Annotated in this window: 14 protein-coding genes; 1 reads left to right on the top strand and 13 read right to left on the bottom strand. The window is 47.1% G+C overall.

All coding sequences use genetic code 11. The features are described from left to right. The 7 genes from carB to C8U37_RS04835 all read right to left on the bottom strand — a co-directional run. Window positions 1-1,448 (bottom strand): carbamoyl-phosphate synthase large subunit (carB, locus tag C8U37_RS04865; protein WP_146161809.1); only part of this gene is annotated, 1,448 nt, incomplete at its 3' end. Further along, on the bottom strand, window positions 1,441-2,541 hold the full coding sequence (gene carA, locus C8U37_RS04860; protein WP_108032134.1) for a glutamine-hydrolyzing carbamoyl-phosphate synthase small subunit: 1,101 nt from the start codon (window positions 2,539-2,541) through the stop codon (window positions 1,441-1,443). The genes carB and carA, both read right to left, overlap by 8 nt. 345 nt (window positions 2,542-2,886) lie before the next feature. Continuing rightward, window positions 2,887-3,612 carry a histidine phosphatase family protein gene (locus C8U37_RS04855; protein ID WP_342749369.1) on the bottom strand — a complete coding sequence of 242 codons (726 nt, stop codon included), beginning with the start codon at window positions 3,610-3,612 and terminating at the stop codon, window positions 2,887-2,889. A gap of 127 nt (window positions 3,613-3,739) precedes the next feature. Next, entirely contained in the window at window positions 3,740-5,725 is a 1,986-nt protein-coding gene (locus tag C8U37_RS04850; RefSeq protein ID WP_108032132.1) for a fructose-1,6-bisphosphatase, read from the bottom strand. Between the two features lie 448 nt (window positions 5,726-6,173). Further along, window positions 6,174-6,632: an SsrA-binding protein SmpB gene (gene smpB, locus C8U37_RS04845; protein WP_086627473.1), complete on the bottom strand. Its 459-nt coding sequence runs from the start codon at window positions 6,630-6,632 to the stop codon at window positions 6,174-6,176. 25 nt (window positions 6,633-6,657) lie between these two features. Continuing rightward, window positions 6,658-9,024: a ribonuclease R gene (gene rnr, locus C8U37_RS04840; RefSeq protein ID WP_108032131.1), complete on the bottom strand. Its 2,367-nt coding sequence runs from the start codon at window positions 9,022-9,024 to the stop codon at window positions 6,658-6,660. A 2-nt stretch (window positions 9,025-9,026) separates the two neighbouring features. Next, window positions 9,027-9,785: an alpha/beta hydrolase gene (locus C8U37_RS04835; RefSeq protein ID WP_108032130.1), complete on the bottom strand. Its 759-nt coding sequence runs from the start codon at window positions 9,783-9,785 to the stop codon at window positions 9,027-9,029. A gap of 103 nt (window positions 9,786-9,888) precedes the next feature. On the opposite strand from C8U37_RS04835, the gene C8U37_RS04830 reads away from it, so the two are divergent. After that, a complete protein-coding gene (locus C8U37_RS04830; protein WP_108032129.1) occupies window positions 9,889-10,227 on the top strand; it encodes a hypothetical protein in 339 nt (112 codons plus the stop codon). A 39-nt stretch (window positions 10,228-10,266) separates the two neighbouring features. On the opposite strand, the gene secG is transcribed toward C8U37_RS04830, so the two are convergent. The 6 genes from secG to tpiA form a co-directional block, all read right to left on the bottom strand. Then, entirely contained in the window at window positions 10,267-10,506 is a 240-nt protein-coding gene (gene secG / locus C8U37_RS04825) for a preprotein translocase subunit SecG (RefSeq protein WP_068561081.1), read from the bottom strand. 281 nt (window positions 10,507-10,787) lie between these two features. After that, window positions 10,788-11,957, bottom strand: a complete 1,170-nt coding sequence (locus C8U37_RS04820; RefSeq protein ID WP_108032128.1) for a phosphoglycerate dehydrogenase — start codon at window positions 11,955-11,957, stop codon at window positions 10,788-10,790. Then, window positions 11,957-13,042 carry a 3-phosphoserine/phosphohydroxythreonine transaminase gene (gene serC, locus C8U37_RS04815; protein ID WP_108032127.1) on the bottom strand — a complete coding sequence of 362 codons (1,086 nt, stop codon included), beginning with the start codon at window positions 13,040-13,042 and terminating at the stop codon, window positions 11,957-11,959. Before serC ends, C8U37_RS04820 begins: the two co-directional genes overlap by 1 nt. Before the next feature lie 325 nt (window positions 13,043-13,367). Beyond that, on the bottom strand, window positions 13,368-14,666 hold the full coding sequence (gene eno, locus C8U37_RS04810) for a phosphopyruvate hydratase (RefSeq protein WP_106450750.1): 1,299 nt from the start codon (window positions 14,664-14,666) through the stop codon (window positions 13,368-13,370). A gap of 94 nt (window positions 14,667-14,760) precedes the next feature. Then, complete coding sequence (gene gpmI / locus C8U37_RS04805) at window positions 14,761-16,293, bottom strand: 2,3-bisphosphoglycerate-independent phosphoglycerate mutase (protein ID WP_108032126.1); 1,533 nt, start codon at window positions 16,291-16,293, stop codon at window positions 14,761-14,763. Further along, entirely contained in the window at window positions 16,293-17,048 is a 756-nt protein-coding gene (tpiA, locus tag C8U37_RS04800) for a triose-phosphate isomerase (RefSeq protein WP_108032125.1), read from the bottom strand. Before tpiA ends, gpmI begins: the two co-directional genes overlap by 1 nt. Window positions 17,049-17,062: the final 14 nt, after the last annotated feature.

The raw sequence follows: 17,062 nt of genomic DNA, 5'->3' as shown, positions 1-17,062 counted from the left end.
GTTTCCAGGTCTTTCACGTTTGCAGCCACTTCTTTTTCAAGGTCGATGATGTGCTTGAATTTGTACAGGAAGAAGTAGTCGATTTCGCTCCATTCGTGGATTGTTTCCGGAGTCACGCCGCGGCGCAGCGCTTCGCCCAGGTAGAAAAGACGTTCATCGCATGCAACACGGATGTTCTGTTCGATTTCTGCCATCGTCACGGTCTGGCCTTGGTCTTTCGGCAATGCCAGATGGTTGACGCCGTATTCCAAAGAACGGACGGCTTTCAGCATCGATTCCTCGAACGTATGGCCCATGGCCATGACTTCCCCTGTCGCTTTCATCTGCGTGCCGAGGGTGCGGTCGCCCTTTTCGAATTTATCGAACGGGAAACGCGGGATTTTGGACACGATGTAGTCCAAAGCCGGCTCGAAAGCCGCGTAAGACGTGCCCGTGACCGGGTTCTTCATTTCATCCAAGGTCAAGCCGACAGCGATCTTCGCCGCCATCTTAGCGATCGGATAACCGGTCGCTTTACTCGCCAAAGCCGAAGAACGGCTGACGCGCGGGTTCACTTCGATGATGTAGTAGTCGAACGAGTACGGATCCAATGCCAACTGGACATTGCAGCCGCCTTCGATTTTCAGGGCGCGGATGATCTGTAGGGAGACATCGCGCAACATTTGGTATTCTTTATCGGACAAAGTTTGGGAAGGCGCCACGACGATGGAATCGCCTGTGTGGACGCCGACCGGATCGATGTTTTCCATGTTGCAGACCACAATCGCGTTGTCGTTGCTGTCGCGCATCACTTCATATTCGATTTCCTTGAAGCCGGCGATGGATTTTTCCAACAGACATTGCGTCACTGGTGAGTAGCGCAAACCGTTGGCCACGATTTCACGTAGGTCAGCTTCATTGTGACAGATGCCGCCGCCGGTGCCGCCCATTGTGAAGGCGGGACGGACAATCAAGGGATACCCGATTTCCGCTGCGAAGAGAAGCGCTTCGTCCACAGTATGGACGATGTCGCTTTCCGGAACCGGCTGATTCAATTCCGCCATCAATTGGCGGAACAGATCACGGTCTTCGGCTTGTTGGATGGAACTCAATTTTGTTCCCAACAGCTCGACATTGAATTCTTCCAATACGCCTGCTTTATCCAGTTCCACCGCCATATTCAGACCGGTCTGGCCGCCCAATGTCGGCAATAGGGCATCCGGGCGCTCTTTGCGGATGATGTTCGTGATGAATTCTACAGTGAGTGGCTCCATGTAGACTTTATCAGCGATCTCAACGTCCGTCATGATTGTGGCTGGGTTGGAGTTGACCAAAATGACTTTGTATCCTTCTTCTCTTAAAGCCAAGCATGCTTGCGTTCCGGCATAGTCAAATTCAGCGGCTTGGCCGATGATGATGGGGCCTGAGCCGATCACTAAGATGGATTGAATGTCGGTACGTTTAGGCATGTTGTTTTCCTCCTTGGACTGCTTTCATCATATCTACAAAATGATCGAACAAGTAATTTGCATCGTGCGGTCCGGGCGCTGCTTCCGGATGGTATTGAACCGAGAATACCGGTTTGGTTTTGTGTTTTACGCCTTCGTTTGTGCCGTCGTTCAGGGCGCTGTGAGTTGCGACCAAGTCAGTTTGGCTCAGGCTGTCTTCATCCACGGCATAGCCATGATTTTGGCTCGTCAGGCTGATTTTTCCGGTTGCAAGATCCTTCACCGGATGATTTGCGCCACGGTGACCGAATTTCATTTTGTAGGTTGTCGCACCGCCGGCTAATGAGATCAGCTGGTGGCCTAAGCAAATACCGAACATCGGCAGGTTTTCCTGCGCAATCAATTGTTTGATCGTTTCGATTGCTTCCGGAACAGATGTCGGATCTCCAGGTCCGTTACTCAACATGATACCGTCTGGATTGAACGTTAAAATTTCGTCTGCGCTTGTGTTCCAAGGAGCCAGAATGACTTCGCAGCCTCTTTTCAATAATTCTGCAAGGATGTTGTCTTTGAAACCGAAGTCAAGCAAGACGACGCGTGGACCTTCACCCGCAAATTTTTTGATTTCTTTTATTGAATTCAATTGGATTTCGTCAACCGGTAATTCGTAGGCTTTCAATGATGCAACAATCGCATCCAAGTTGTCCGCATTGCTTACCATTGTGCCGCGCATAACGCCGGCGTTACGGATTTTTTTGGTGATGCTGCGTGTGTCCACGCCGTAGATTCCTGGTACATCAAAGTCCTTCAAAGCTTCATCCAATGTTTTGGTGGAGCGGAAGTTGCTTGGATGTTCCGCCACTTCATGCACGACCATCCCTTTCAAGCCCGGAAGCACGCCTTCATAGTCGTCTACGTTGATGCCGTAGTTACCGATCAACGGATACGTGAAAGTGATGATCTGGCCCGTGTAGGAAGGGTCAGACAGCGTTTCTTGGTAACCTGTCATCCCTGTGTTGAATACGATCTCCCCGATTGCATCCTTTTCTGATCCGAAAGCATATCCTGGATAGCAGCTGCCATCTTCTAAAACTAAAAATCTACGTTGTTTCATATTGTTCCTCCTGATTTCTGATTGACAAGGTCCGTACCTCACTTGCATGAAAAATAGGAAAATGTAAAAAAAAACACACCTGTTATTGGGCGTGTTTCAACGGTTGTTTACATTAATCGTTTCACATGCCTTGTTAGCCTCGCTGTGCTAATTTAAAGACGTTCTAGCCACACTGTATCCCGTACAGCATTGTGGATTACGTTAATTTTAGACTATATGGATAAATTTTTCAATAAATATTTCCCAAAAAGGAAAAAAAGATGTGATTTTTAATTGTTTCTGACTCTAAAATACAGAAAAACCCTTGGAAACAAAAGGTTTTGTTCCAAGGGCATTATGCACAATTTATTTGACATCCTCTTCGACTTTATCGGCAGGCGTCACTTTATGGACTTCCGGTTCCTGCTCATCGCCAGGCGTGAAGTCATCGACAAAATGGTCGGTGCCGTTGTAGAGGTCCAAGTGATAGAAGCCATCCTCATAGCGGACGACCGAAATGCTGGCATTATCCAGATGGCGGTCGATCGAGAAATCAGGAATGACGGCATGGATCATGTTGCGGATCGTCATCCCGTGGGAAACAATCAGAATGTTTCTTTCGGAATCACGGTGCTCCCTGATCAGTTTGATCAAGCCGCGTTCGACGCGTAGCCAGAAAGTCATGTAATCTTCGGCTTCGTGGTAAGGATCCATTTCTTTCAATCCGTTCAGCTCTTCGATGACCGAGCGGTGGGCATCATAATTCGGCTCACCATTCGCGCTTCCCAGAAATTTATTCAGGTTTCCCCAGGTTTCACTCGCATCCAGTCCTTCAAAAGAGCCAAAGAATATCTCTCTGAATTCAGGCATCGCTACTACTTTCAAGTGATCGGCATGCTGGTTTTCTTTCAAAATGATCTGTGCAGTTTCAAATGTCCGCCTCAAGTCGCTGCAGTAGACCGCATCGAACTTGACATCGCCCAATCCTGCTCCGCTTCTCATGACGTCGCGTCTGCCTCTGGGCGTCAATGGTGTGTCGGACCAGCCTTGCATCCGATTGTATTTATTAAGATAAGTTTCTCCGTGTCGCATAAAATAAAACGTTACTCCCTTTTTCAAGGTTAACCCGCCTCTCTCAAGCTACTTTCGCATTAGGATACTTGCTTTCCTTCTCTTATCTTAACAATTCCGGCGGCTGATTGCATCTATTTTCATGCAACTATTTGTCGCTGAGCAGATCTTCCACAATTTCGCCGGATTTGTAGGCGCGCAGCAGTTGCTGCAGGTCGATGACTTGTTGGGTCAGCTTCTTGCCGACATCCGTCTGCCTTACTGTTTTGCGCTCCAATTCCTTGTCGACGATGCGTCGGGTCGAAACGATATCCTTTTCGTTCTCGATGGCATCCTGTCGGGATGTGAATGGCTGATGCGAAACCAGCTGCATCCCGAAGGAGTTGTACAGCAGTGTATAGCCGGCCAGCCCTGTCGTATTCTGGTAGGCTTTCGAGAAGCCCCCGTCGATGACGATCAGTTTGCCGTCCGCCTTCAAAGGATTCTCGCCGATCTTTTCTTGGACGGGCGTATGGCCATTGATGATATGGCCTTTAGTTGGGTCCAGGCCGAATTCCTTCAATATTTTGTAGGATAGTTCCACATTATCGCGTTGCTCGTAATACAAATTCTTCTTCTCGACATGGGTTTCTTTGTCGGCACAATAAAGGCGCTCGAATGTCGTCATCTTATCCTTGCCGAACAGGGACGACGCTTTGCCTTCCCACAGATACCAGATCAAATCCAGGCTGCGGGTATTGTGTTTGGCCGCTTCGCGGTTCAGATAGCCTCTGCGCAACACTTCTTCGTATTTGTCCAGGAGGGCTTTGCCGCGGTACTTGACGTTAGCGATTGCCATCTCCATGAAGCTGCCGTCCGGATTCAGCGGCACACAGCCGTGGAACAAGAGATTGTCGTTGTAGCTCAAATACAGACTGCCTTTGCTGAAAAGGAATTGGACATGCTTCTGCAGTCTTTCCGAATTCAGGAACCCTGTCAGGAGCCTTTCGACAACCAGCTTTTCCTCCTCGGTCAAGCGGTAAGGATCTGAGGGATCTACGGTCGGAAAATAATCGCAAAGCAAGGGATATTCCTTACCTTCCAACGTTACCGTTCCCTTCTCATAATCGATGAAGTTCAACGACAAGCGGTCAGCCATGTCAAATTCCGGATGGCGTCTGATGATTTCACCTTCGAGCTTGAATTGGATGATCGAAATGGCTTGGTTCATTTTGGCAATCTGACGGATCTCTTCCGGGAAGATTTTACTTTCGTCTTCGGTGTTGATTTTCGGCATGAACGGTTCGTAGCGGTCCTCTTTGTAGATCATTTCCGCGAACGTAATCAGCGGACGCAAAGAGATCCCATAAGCATCCTCGATGATCTCAAGGTTGTTGTAGCGGGCACTGATACGGATGACGTTGGCCATACAGGCTGCCGAGCCGCTCGCGGCGCCCATCCAGAGGACATCATGGTTGCCCCATTGGATATCCAGCTCGTGTCCATCCATGAAGGTGTCGATGATTTTGTCCGGAAACGGACCTCTGTCGTAGATATCCCCGACGATATGCAGGTGATCGACTACCAGACGTTGGATGACATGCGAAATGGCGGCGATCAATTCCGTAGCGCGGTCCAAGGAGATGACGGTTTTGATGATCTTTTCGTAATAATCCTCTTTGTTGGTCATGATTGTGTCTTTGAAGAGCAGCTCCTCGATGATATAAGCATAGTCGGCCGGGATCGCTTTTCTGACTTTCGAGCGCGTGTATTTTGAAACAGTGAACGCGCAAAGTTCCGTGATGCGCAACAAGGTCAATGAGTAGAATTCATTGATTTCCTCTTCGGAATCCAGGCTGTCCACGATCATATCGATTTTGTCTTCCGGGTAGTAGACGATCGTCGCAAGCTGGTTCATCTCGCGGGTGCTCAATCTCCCTTGAAAAATCTCGCGGATCTTTTCTTTGACGTTTCCGGATCCATTCCTGAGTACATGTTGCACAGCGTCATATTCCCCATGCAAGTCGCTGATGAAGTGCTCGGTTGCTTTCGGCAAGTTCATGATGGCTTCCAAGTTGATGATTTCGGTTACTGTTTTTGCTGCTGTCGGATATTCTTTTGCCAGCAATCGAAGATACTTGTCTTTCGTTATCATTACAATTACACCCCTACTTTTTTCAATTCACTCAGAACGGAACCCCGTAAGACAAACGCTGCTCACAGGATTATCTTTATTTTTTGTGACAAGATGATTACTTCTATCATAGCTTGAATTAAAAAAAAATGATAGACAAGATGCAAAAGTTACACAATTAGTCACAACTTAGACTATGTACACCCGCGTTGGCTTGCTTCGGTCAAGCCGAGGGGGGCCTTCTCCGGTGAGCGGCAGTCTGACAGGAGCTGACAACGGTAACGGGTTCCGTTCCTCCGGCGAAGCATGCCTCGTCGGAGGTGGATGTGGATTTCGCCGGTCTCCTCCGGCGAAGGGCGACTTCACCGGAGCTGCCGTTAACCGTTAACCTACCGCCAGACGCCAAAACCCCAAAAACGCGCCTGCACTCCATCAGGAATGCAGGCGCGTTTTTTGCGCAAGTTAATATTTATCTTTCTTTCATCGCTCTGTCGATTTCGCGCTTCATATCTTTCTGCTTCAATGCATCACGCTTGTCGTAGCTCTTCTTCCCTTTTGCGAGTCCGATGAGCACTTTCGCGACACCATTCTTGAGGTAGACTCGCAATGGTACCAATGTAACACCGGTCGTCTTCGTCTCCTCGATCAGGTACTTGATCTGCTTCTTATGCAGCAATAATTTCCTTGTGCGCAGCGGATCATGGTTGAAGATATTGCCCTGTTCGAAAGGGCTGATATGCACATTCTGCAGGAATACTTCCCCGTTCCGGATGCTTGCGTAGCCGTCCTTCAGGTTGATTTTCGCTTTGCGGACGGATTTGATTTCCGTTCCCGTCAGCACCATCCCGGCTTCTATCGTGTCGAGGATGATGTAATCATGGCTGGCTTTTCTGTTCTGCGCTAAAACTTTTCCTTCGCCTTTTGGCATAGTCGGACACCTTCATTTCGTTAGCTTACTTCTTTTTGCCTCTTTCCTTTTTCCCTTTGGCTTTTTTGCCTGGACGGGAATAGAACGGCTCTTTTCCTTTTTCGGTCTTTTTGCGCGGTCCGCTGTCGCGATCGGATTGGCCCGGTTTCCGTTTTTTGCCCTTCGGAATCTTCGAGCGGATCTGCTTGACCAGATCCAGGTCGCTCTGGCTCTGGGTCTTTTCCTTGTCGATGACCAGCGAGAAATCGATAGCGCGCGTGACAGGATCCGAATTTTCTACTTTTATTTTGACCTTTTGGCCGATACGATAGATGACACCGGTGCGCTCACCCATCAGAAGCAGATGGCTTTCGATATAGTTGAAATAATCTTCAGTCATTTTCGAGATGTGCACGAGACCCTCTACTGTGTTAGGCAACTGTACAAAGATGCCGAATTTCGTGACGGAGCTGATGACGCCCTCGAACTCTTGACCGATTTTGTCCATCATGAACTCTGCCTTCTTGAGCGATTCGGTTTCGCGTTCCGCATCAACCGAGCGGCGTTCCATCTGCGAACTCTGAACGGCGATATCAGGCAATTGGCCTTTCCATTTCTCAACCACTTTGGGCTCGACGATGCCTTTTCCATACGTGCGGATCAGGCGGTGGACGATCAAATCGGGATATCTTCTGATCGGTGAAGTGAAATGGGTATAATCTTTCGCAGCCAAGCCATAGTGGCCGACCGGTACAGCGTCATACTTCGCTTGCTGCATGCTGCGCAACAGCGTGGTCGAAACAACGGCTTCGTATGGTTCGTCCTTGACTTTCGCCAAAACGGCCTGCAATTGCTTCGGCTTGATGTTTTCATGCGTGCCGCTCACCAGAATACCGAATGTCGTCACGAATTCAAGGAAGCGCATCATTTTAGTCGGGTCCGGTTGATCATGGATCCGGTAGATGAAAGGCAGATTTGCCTTCGTGAAATGATGGGCGATTGTTTCATTCGCGCTCAACATGAAGGATTCGATCAGGCGCTCCCCGACACCACGATCCGTCACATAAATGTCCAACGGGTGCCCATTCTCATCCACAATGATTTTCGCTTCATCGGATTCGAAATCGATGGCGCCGCGTTTTTGGCGTTTCTTCAGGAGGATCTCATGCAGGATGCCCATTTCCTCGAACATCGACACGAAATCGCTGTATTTTTCGCGCAGTTTCTTGTCGTGGTCCGTCAAAATCGCATTGACATCTGAATAGGTCATCCGTTGTTTGGATTCGATGATGCTCGGGAAAATATCATAGGCAACCACTTCCCCATCCGCATCCAATTCCATTTCACAAGACAGCGTCAAACGGTCTTCATGCGGCAACAACGAACAGATGCCGTTGGATAATTTCTGAGGCAACATCGGCACGACCCGGTCCGTCAAATAGACGCTGGTGCCGCGTTCATAGGCTTCGCGATCGATCGGGGAATTCTCTGTCACATAATAGGAAACATCCGCGATATGCACGCCCAGCAGATAATTGCCATTATCGAGTCGTTTCAGGGAAATCGCATCATCCAAGTCTTTGGCATCAGCGCCATCGATCGTGACGATCTGTTCCGAACGCAAATCCCGTCTGCCTTCCAACGCCTCTGCCGGAATCTCCAAAGGAATGCTTTCAGCCTGGGCCAACACATCTTCCGGGAATTCGGAAGGAATGCCGAACTTATAAAGAATGGCAAGAATATCGACGCCCGGTGCATCCTTGTGGCCAATTTCTTTCGTGACCATCCCTTCCATCTTGACTGGATTCTGCGGTGTCGGATAGCTGGTGATTTCCACCAGACAGACACTGCCTTCAACAGGATGGATGCCTTCCGGTTTGATGTAGACAACGATACTGTTGATTTTCGTATCCCGCGGAACAACGAATCCCAAGAAACCGGTCTCTTCACGGCGATCGGAATCGTAAGGAACAAATTCGCCTACTACCTGATTCGATTTACGCGTCAGAACAGCCGTTACCTCGGCTTCGACTCCTTTGTCATTCCAAGGCTCCGCCTCGCGGGTGATCTTCAACTCGACGGTATCGCCGTCCATCGCGCTTCCGGTTTTGCCGCGCGGGACAAAAAGGTCACTCTCGTTCGGATCGACCGTCACAAAGCCGAAGCCGCGGTCATTGCTGCGGAAAGTACCTGTCAAAGTGGCGCCTTGCACCTTCAGACGGAATTGTCCGGTCTTGTTCAGCAACAGGATGCCTCTTTCTTCCAACTGTGCAAATACTTTGACCAATGCTTTGAATTCTTCGGATTCCGTGTAGCCCAACGCTTCACTTACTTCCTTCAACGTCATGCTCTTTGCGGCATGCTCCTGAAAATAGGCAAGAACGTCAATTTGGATCTGATCTATCTTTCTCATACTTATCCCTCATTCCAATTTAGTCGGTTCAAAAATGCCAAGACTGTTTCTTCGAATACGTTTCTGTCTTTCCCCACGGTGATGACATGCGTTGCTTCCGGGAAGAAATGATAATCCACTTCAGCGTCCACGAGGCGATCCGCCAATAATTTTCCACAGTCGGCGCTGATCAATTCATCCCTGCCGGACTGCGCGATGTAATAGGGAACGGCGATTTCGGCCAGATTCGCTTTGATCAGTTCCGTAAACTCATCCAATTGGGCAAGCTGGGCATTCAATTTAGGCTTCATCAATGCCAATTCATGCTCGATTTCCAAATTTGCCATGCCGAGTTTCTTTTTCGACATCTTGGCGAAATGCATAAAACTGATCGGCACCCGCGATTCCTCAAAACTGATGATCGGTGAATTGAAGGAGCCTCCGCCTATGAATCCGCCCGTTTCGATGGCCCTGGTCGCCATGATGCCACCCATTGACAACCCGAATACGGCAAGCTGATCATAGCCCTTTTCCAGCAGCTCTTCTTTTGCGCGCATCGCATCAGACAACCAGACATCAGGCCCTCCCAAATCAAGGATATCCTCAAAACGGCCGGTCGCATGTCCCGTAAAATTCGGTGCATATACAGTATACCCGTTCCGTTCCAAAAAGCGTCCCAACAAACGCACATCATTTGCGCTGCCTGTGTAGGCATGCAGCAAAAGGACGGCGCGCGGGCCAGCTTCGAAGAAAAAGGGTTCTGGTAAATTGATTGCTTTCATAATATTCCTCCCAACTCGTTCATCTTCATTTTACTGTATTTACAGCTTTTTTCCTAATATATCCAATCTGACTATAAATAATTTTGACCACCGGAAAAACATTTTGGCCAAGTCCGTTCCCGCTCCGAAAATTACCGGTGAACCGGCCCTCGTTGGGAATTCCGGTCTGTTCGATTCAGAAATTCCCGGTGAACCGGCCCTCGTCGGGAATTCCGGTCTGTTCGATTCAGAAATTCCCGGTGAACCGGCCCTCGTCGGGAATTTTGGTCTGTTCGATTCAGAAATTACCGGTGAACCGGTCCTCGTCGGGAATTTTGGTCTGTTCGATTCAGAAATTCCCGGTGAACCGGTCCTCGTCGGGAATTCCGGTCTGTTCGATTCAGAAATTACCGGTGAACCGGTCCTCATCGGTAATTTTGGTCTGTTCGAATTCTTTAACTAAAAAAAGCAGAAACCGGATAGTTGGTCTCTGCCTGCAAAATCAATTTGAGGATAGATAGGTTAAAGCCAGGGCGATCAGGATGAACAGTGCTCCGAGAACGACTGTGATCTGACGCAACACCGCTTCAAAACCTCTTGCCTTTTGTTTACCGAATAATTGCTCCGCTCCACCTGTAAGTGTGCTGGCTGCGTTTGTTTTTGATGGCTGCATCAGCACAACAATGATCAACAGCACAGAAACAACCAACAGGGCCGTTAATAGTACATCGTATAATGACAAAGGATGGACCTCCCTATAATAATTTTCTACTACTAACTTTAGCACAAACTATATGGTTTTGCTAGCAATTTCAGAAAAGAAAAGCGCCCGGACCCGCTCACCTCTTTACGAGGGAACTGTCTGGACGCTTGGGGTGTGCTTTTTTATTGGGATACCACACTCTGTAAACGTGTTCTGGTTCGCAGGGGACTCCGCCTAAGTTGACTAACCCACAAGGACAAAAAACGTCCTCTTTGGGTTAGTCCTCTTAGTGCTCATCCCCTCCCGCGAACCATCACACTCTATTTTCTGATGATGCGGACGTTTACGATGCCGTCGATTTTTTTGAAATTTTCGACAACTTCATCCAGTATTGCTTGATCTGTTTCGGCGATATCGATTACAGTGTAGGCATAATTGCCACGGCTGCGGTTCAGGATATCTTCGATGTTGATGAAGTACTTAGCCAAACCAGAAGAAATTTGGCCGACCATGTTCGGGATGTTCTTGTTGATGATCGTCAAACGGATCGGTGATTGCATCGCGATATCGACTCCCGGGAAGTTCACGGAATTCACGATGTTCCCTGTTTCCAAGAAGTATTTCAATGTTTGGGCTGCCATGATTGCGCAATTCACTTCAGCTTCTTCTGTAGAAGCTCCTAAGTGAGGCAAAACAATGATAGCATCGTTGTGAAGCAAAGCTTCATCAGCGAAATCCGTTACGTATTTGCGGATGCTCTTTTCTTTCAATGCTGCCAGCATATCAGCCGTGTTGACCAATTCGCCGCGGGCAAAGTTCAAAAGAACAGCATTTTCTTTCATTTGAGCCAAGAAGGCTGCATCAACCATGCCTTTTGTTTCGGCATTGACTGGTACGTGAATGGAAATGTAGTCTGCTTTTGCCAGTACTTCAGCGATTGAAGAGGCTTTTTGGACACGACGGTTGATGTTCCATGCTGTTTCCACAGAAACATATGGGTCATAACCGATGACTTCCATGCCTAAACGGAATCCGTCATTGGCCAACATCGCGCCGATAGCACCCAAGCCGATGACACCCAATGTTTTTCCGGAGATTTCTGTCCCTGCGAATTGGCTTTTGCCTTTTTCGACTTGCTTCTCGACATCGTCACCGCTTAATGTTTGGACCCATTCCATTCCTTCTTTGATCGGACGTGCAGCCATGATCATAGCAGCCAAAACAAGTTCTTTAACCGCATTGGCATTCGCACCAGGCGTATTGAAGACAACCACGCCTGCTTCGGAACATTCTTCAACCGGAACATTGTTGACGCCGGCGCCGGCACGAGCGATGCCTTTTAGGCTTTCAGGGAATTCCATGCCATGCAGTTTTTCGCTGCGCAGGATGATGCCGTCAGGATTTGCGCCTGAGTTAAGGACGAATTGATCTGCGTTCAGTAAATTTAAGCCTTCTGGGGCAATTGCATTGTAAGTTTTAATCTCGAACATTATTTGAATTTCCCTTCTTTAGCTTCAAAAGCTTTCATAAATTCTGTTAATTCTTTCACGCCTTCATAAGGGAATGCATTGTAGATACTTGCGCGCATGCCGCCTACGGAACGGTGGCCTTTCAAGTTAAGGAAGCCTAATGCTGTAGCTTCTTTGACGAACTTCGCATCCAAGTCTTTTTTTCCGGTAACGAATGGGATATTCGTCAATGAACGGGAATTGATGGCAACAGGGGAAGAGAACAAGTCTGATTCTTCGATTGTGCGGTACAGTAAGCCAGCTTTTTCTTCGTTCATTTTCGTCATAGCTTCCACGCCGCCCAGATCCTTCAACCATTCGAAGACTAATTTTGCTACATAGATGGAGAAGCTTGGTGGTGTATTGTATAAGGAATCATTTTTGATATGTGTACGATAATCAAGCATGCTTGGTAATTTATTCTCGGTCTGGATCAGATCTTCTTTCACGATCACGATCGTCAATCCTGCAGGCCCGATATTTTTTTGTGCGCCAGCATAGATCAAACCAAAGTCATTGACATCGTAACGGTTGGACAAAATGTTGGAAGACATATCGGCAACGATCGGTGCATTCACGAAACGAGGGATTGTTTGGAAAGCCGTTCCTTCGATTGTGTTGTTTGTTGTGATGTGGATGTAATCGTATGCTTCGTCTGTTTCCGGAATTTCAGGAATGTAAGTGAAATTATCCTCTTCGGAACTAGCCAATACTTCCATATTCGGTACTTTTAAGATTTTAGCTTCAGAGATGGCTTTCTTAGCCCATGATCCGGAGTTGATGTAACCGACTTTGCCGCCTTTTCCAAGATTCATCGGAATCATGGAGAACTGCAGGCTTGCGCCACCTTGCAAGAACAAGACTTTATAGCCTTCAGGGATATTCATCAATTCCCTTAATAATTGCTCTGCGTCTGAAATGATCTCTTCGAACAAGGAGGAGCGGTGACTCATCTCCATAACTGACATGCCACTATCTCGGTAGGATAGCATTTCACTCTGTACTTTCTCTAAGACTGATTCTGGTAGTATTGCTGGACCAGCGGAAAAATTTCTTGCTCTTTTCATCCTTTTGTCTCCCCCTTATCAATTTTCCTCATTAATTATTAATAATAATTTAATCTTATTATAGCAGATTCCGCGGCGAATGAAAGCGAAAATGCCCATTTTTCAAAAATAATTACATGCGGATGTTAGGAACAAACCTCCAAAATATGATGATATTGGAACTCAAAACAATTTTTTTGACTCAAAACCGAACGTTGTTGCTTTAAAGTACAAAAAAAGTCCGGCGTTCCAAGCGCCGGACTTTCTATCGCGTCTGGTTTTGCCAGACGTTAATTATGTGAAGACAGTGTTCCAAGCAGCTGTCTTCCTGTTAATCAATTTAAAATTATTTGTTTTTTAGGTTGTAGAAAGATTTCAAGCCATCGTATACAGCCAATTCGCCTAATTGATCTTCGATGCGTAACAATTGGTTGTATTTAGCGATACGGTCAGTACGGCTCAATGAACCCGTTTTGATTTGTCCAGCGTTTGTTGCAACAGCGATGTCAGCGATTGTAGCATCTTCTGTTTCGCCTGAACGGTGAGAAACAACTGCAGTGTAACCAGCTTTTTTAGCCATTTCGATTGCTTCAAAAGTTTCAGTCAATGAACCGATTTGGTTAACTTTGATCAGGATTGAGTTAGCAACGCCTAATTCGATAGCTTTAGAAAGTTTTTCAGTGTTTGTAACGAACAAGTCGTCACCTACGATTTGAACTTTGTCGCCTAAAACTTCAGTTAATTTCTTAGTACCTTCCCAGTCATTTTCATCCAAGCCATCTTCGATGGAGATGATTGGGTATTTTTTGCATAGGTCAGCGTAGAATTCGATCATTTCATCGACAGTCTTTTCGCCTTCGCCTGAATCAGCCAAGTCGTAAACACCTTTTTCTTTGTTGTAGAATTCTGAAGAAGCAGCATCCATAGCAAGAACAACGTCTTTACCAGGTACATAGCCAGCTTTTTCGATAGCTTCGATGATTACTTCGAAACCTTCTTCGTTTGAACCCAAGTTAGGAGCGAATCCACCCTCGTCACCTACAGCAGTAGAGTAACCTTTAGATTTCAAGATTGCAGCCAACGCGTGGAATACTTCAGCACCCATACGTAGAGCTTCTTTGAAAGTAGGCGCGCCTACTGGCATGATCATGAATTCTTGGAAGTCGATGCTGTTGTCAGCATGTGATCCGCCGTTGATGATGTTCATCATTGGAGTTGGCAATGTTTTAGCGTTGAATCCGCCTAAGTATTGGTACAATGGGATATCCAGGTAATCTGCTGCAGCGCGAGCTACTGCGATAGATACTGCCAAGATTGCGTTTGCGCCCAATTTTTCTTTGTTAGGAGTGCCATCTAAGTCGATCATTGTTTTGTCGATAGCTAATTGGTCACGTACATCGAAACCTAAGATAGCGTCAGCAATGATGTCATTTACGTTTTCTACAGCTTTCAAAACACCTTTTCCAAGGTAACGCGCTTTGTCTCCGTCACGTAATTCGATTGCTTCGTGTTCGCCAGTGGAAGCTCCTGATGGAACCATTCCGCGTCCGAAAGCGCCGCTCTCTGTGTAGACTTCAACTTCAATAGTTGGGTTACCGCGTGAATCTAGTACTTCTCTAGCTAAAATATCTGTAATGTATGGCATGGTTTTCTCTCCTTTTAGTTGGCTGAATTACTTGTGTTACCAAGTATCATTTTAGACAATTTTCTTACTTTATGCAATAGCTGAACCGTTTTGCTTACGCTTTAACGATCAGCGATTCGCCTGTCATTTCTGCTGGTTTTTCTACGTTCAATAAATCAAGCATAGTTGGAGCAACATCGGCCAATTTGCCGTCTGTGCGCAACGTGACGCCTTTTTTCGTTACGATCACTGGAACTGGCACGGTTGTGTGCGCAGTATGCGGTTGTCCGTCTTCAGTGGACATAGTATCCGCGTTTCCATGGTCAGCAAAAATGATCGCATAACCATCTTTTGCAAGGAGTGCATCCACGACTGCTCCAAGGTTCTCGTCAACTGCTTCGATTGCTTTGATTGTAGGTTCCAACATACCTGAATGGCCTACCATGTCAGGGTTCGCAAAGTTAAGGATGATGGCGTCGTATTTGTCGTCATTGATCTCTTTCACTAATGCTTCGCCCACTTCATAAGCGCTCATTTCAGGTTTCAGATCATAGGTTGCAACTTTCGGTGAAGGGATCAGGATGCGTCCTTCGCCTTCGAAAGGCTCGTGACGTCCGCCGTTCATGAAGAAAGTTACATGCGGATATTTTTCGGTTTCAGCGATACGCAATTGTGAAAGTTTGTGTTGCGCCAGAACTTCACCCAGAACGTTTGTCATCGGGATCGGCTTGAAGGCGATCTCCGCGATTACAGTATCTTGGTAAGAAGTCATCGTCACAAATTTCACATTTGTTGCGCGCTCTTTGCGGTCGAATAGAGTCCACTCTTCGTTAGTGAAGGCATTTGAAAGTTGGATTGCGCGGTCCGGACGGAAATTGAAGAAGATGATGGAATCATTATCTTTCAAAGTTCCGATCGGTTCGCCGTCTTTGACGATGACGGACGGCAATACAAATTCATCTGTTTTATTATCTGCATAGCTTGCTTTAACAACATCCTGTGCAGATTCAAATTTTTCCCCTTCGCCGTGTGCGATTGCGTTGTACGCCAATTCCACACGTTCCCAACGGTTGTCACGGTCCATAGCGTAGTAACGACCTGAAACAGTCGCGATTTCGCCAAGTCCGATCTCTTCCATCGCTTTTTCCACTGTTTCGATATAGCCTGGTGCAGCGTGTGGATCCACGTCGCGGCCATCAAGGAAAGCATGCAGATAAAGTTTTTTGACGCCTTTTTCTTTTGCGCTCTTGATCAAAGCAATGATATGGTTGATATGACTGTGCACACCACCGTCAGAAAGCAGACCGAAAAGGTGCAAAGCAGAATCATTATCGTTGGCGTGATCGTAAGCACCGACTAGCGCTTCGTTCGTCAAGAATTCGCCATCGATGATGGCTTTGTCGATTCTGGTCAAACTTTGGTAGACAACTCGTCCGGCACCAATGTTTGTATGCCCTACTTCGGAATTACCCATTTGGCCTTCAGGCAGTCCAACAGCAAATCCGGAAGCTAGCATCGTTGCATGCGGAAAATTGTTCCAATAACGGTCAAAGTTCGGTTTCTTAGCTAGCTTAACCGCATTGCCCATCATTTCGTTTCTCCAGCCGAAACCGTCTAAAATAATTATTGCTACCGGTGTTTTACTCATTATTTAATAGCCTCCAATAATGCTAAGAATGAATCAGGAACTAAACTAGCACCACCGACCAACGCGCCATCAATATGTTCTTCAGCCATGTATTCTGCAATGTTTTCAGGTTTAACGCTGCCGCCGTATTGAACGCGGACTTTGTCAGCCACTTCTTGTCCGAAGATTGTAGCAACAGTTGCGCGCACTACGCCGCAAGTGTCGTTCGCATCTTTTGCAGTAGAAGATTTGCCAGTACCGATTGCCCAGATTGGCTCATAAGCGAGAACAAGGTTAGCCACTTGGTCTGCAGTCAAATCTTTCAAAGCAGCCGTGATTTGTCCTGATACCCACTCGTTCGTTACGCCTGATTCACGTTGTTCCAACGTTTCGCCACAGCAAACGATAGGTGTCATACCATTACGTAAAATAGCATGTGCTTTTTTATTGATGTCTTCATCTGTTTCGTGGAAGTACTCACGTCTCTCAGAGTGTCCGATAATGACGTAGTCGACGCCTAAGTCCCCTAAAGCTTTCGGGCTGATTTCACCAGTGAAGGCGCCCTCTTCTTCAAAGTAACAGTTTTGCGCGGCAACTTTCAAATCAGTTCCCTCTGTAGCTTCTACCATTTTTTCTAAAAATAAAGCCGGTGATCCAATAACAGCTTCTACTTTATCAAAAGCAGGAACCTTAGTTTTTACAGCCTCGATGAATGCTTGTGCTTCCTTAGCTGTTTTGTTCATTTTCCAGTTACCGGCAATAATCGGTTTACGCAATATAATCACTCCTT

It is taken from the genome of Trichococcus patagoniensis, from assembly GCF_003051085.1.
GTDB lineage: Bacteria > Bacillota > Bacilli > Lactobacillales > Aerococcaceae > Trichococcus > Trichococcus patagoniensis.
Note: the sequence above shows the minus strand (reverse complement) of the source record. Positions and strands in the feature narration are given on the sequence as shown.

What these genes read in the sequence shown, in the direction of transcription:
- serC (WP_108032127.1), bottom strand. Translation starts at nt 13,042, where the DNA reads ATGAAAAGAGCAAGAAATTTTTCCGCTGGTCCAGCAATACTACCAGAA.
- gpmI (WP_108032126.1), bottom strand. Translation starts at nt 16,293, where the DNA reads ATGAGTAAAACACCGGTAGCAATAATTATTTTAGACGGTTTCGGCTGG.
- eno (WP_106450750.1), bottom strand. Translation starts at nt 14,666, where the DNA reads ATGCCATACATTACAGATATTTTAGCTAGAGAAGTACTAGATTCACGC.
- rnr (WP_108032131.1), bottom strand. Translation starts at nt 9,024, where the DNA reads ATGAGAAAGATAGATCAGATCCAAATTGACGTTCTTGCCTATTTTCAG.
- C8U37_RS04820 (WP_108032128.1), bottom strand. Translation starts at nt 11,957, where the DNA reads ATGTTCGAGATTAAAACTTACAATGCAATTGCCCCAGAAGGCTTAAAT.
- C8U37_RS04855 (WP_342749369.1), bottom strand. Translation starts at nt 3,612, where the DNA reads ATGCGACACGGAGAAACTTATCTTAATAAATACAATCGGATGCAAGGC.
- C8U37_RS04850 (WP_108032132.1), bottom strand. Translation starts at nt 5,725, where the DNA reads ATGATAACGAAAGACAAGTATCTTCGATTGCTGGCAAAAGAATATCCG.
- carA (WP_108032134.1), bottom strand. Translation starts at nt 2,541, where the DNA reads ATGAAACAACGTAGATTTTTAGTTTTAGAAGATGGCAGCTGCTATCCA.
- smpB (WP_086627473.1), bottom strand. Translation starts at nt 6,632, where the DNA reads ATGCCAAAAGGCGAAGGAAAAGTTTTAGCGCAGAACAGAAAAGCCAGC.
- C8U37_RS04835 (WP_108032130.1), bottom strand. Translation starts at nt 9,785, where the DNA reads ATGAAAGCAATCAATTTACCAGAACCCTTTTTCTTCGAAGCTGGCCCG.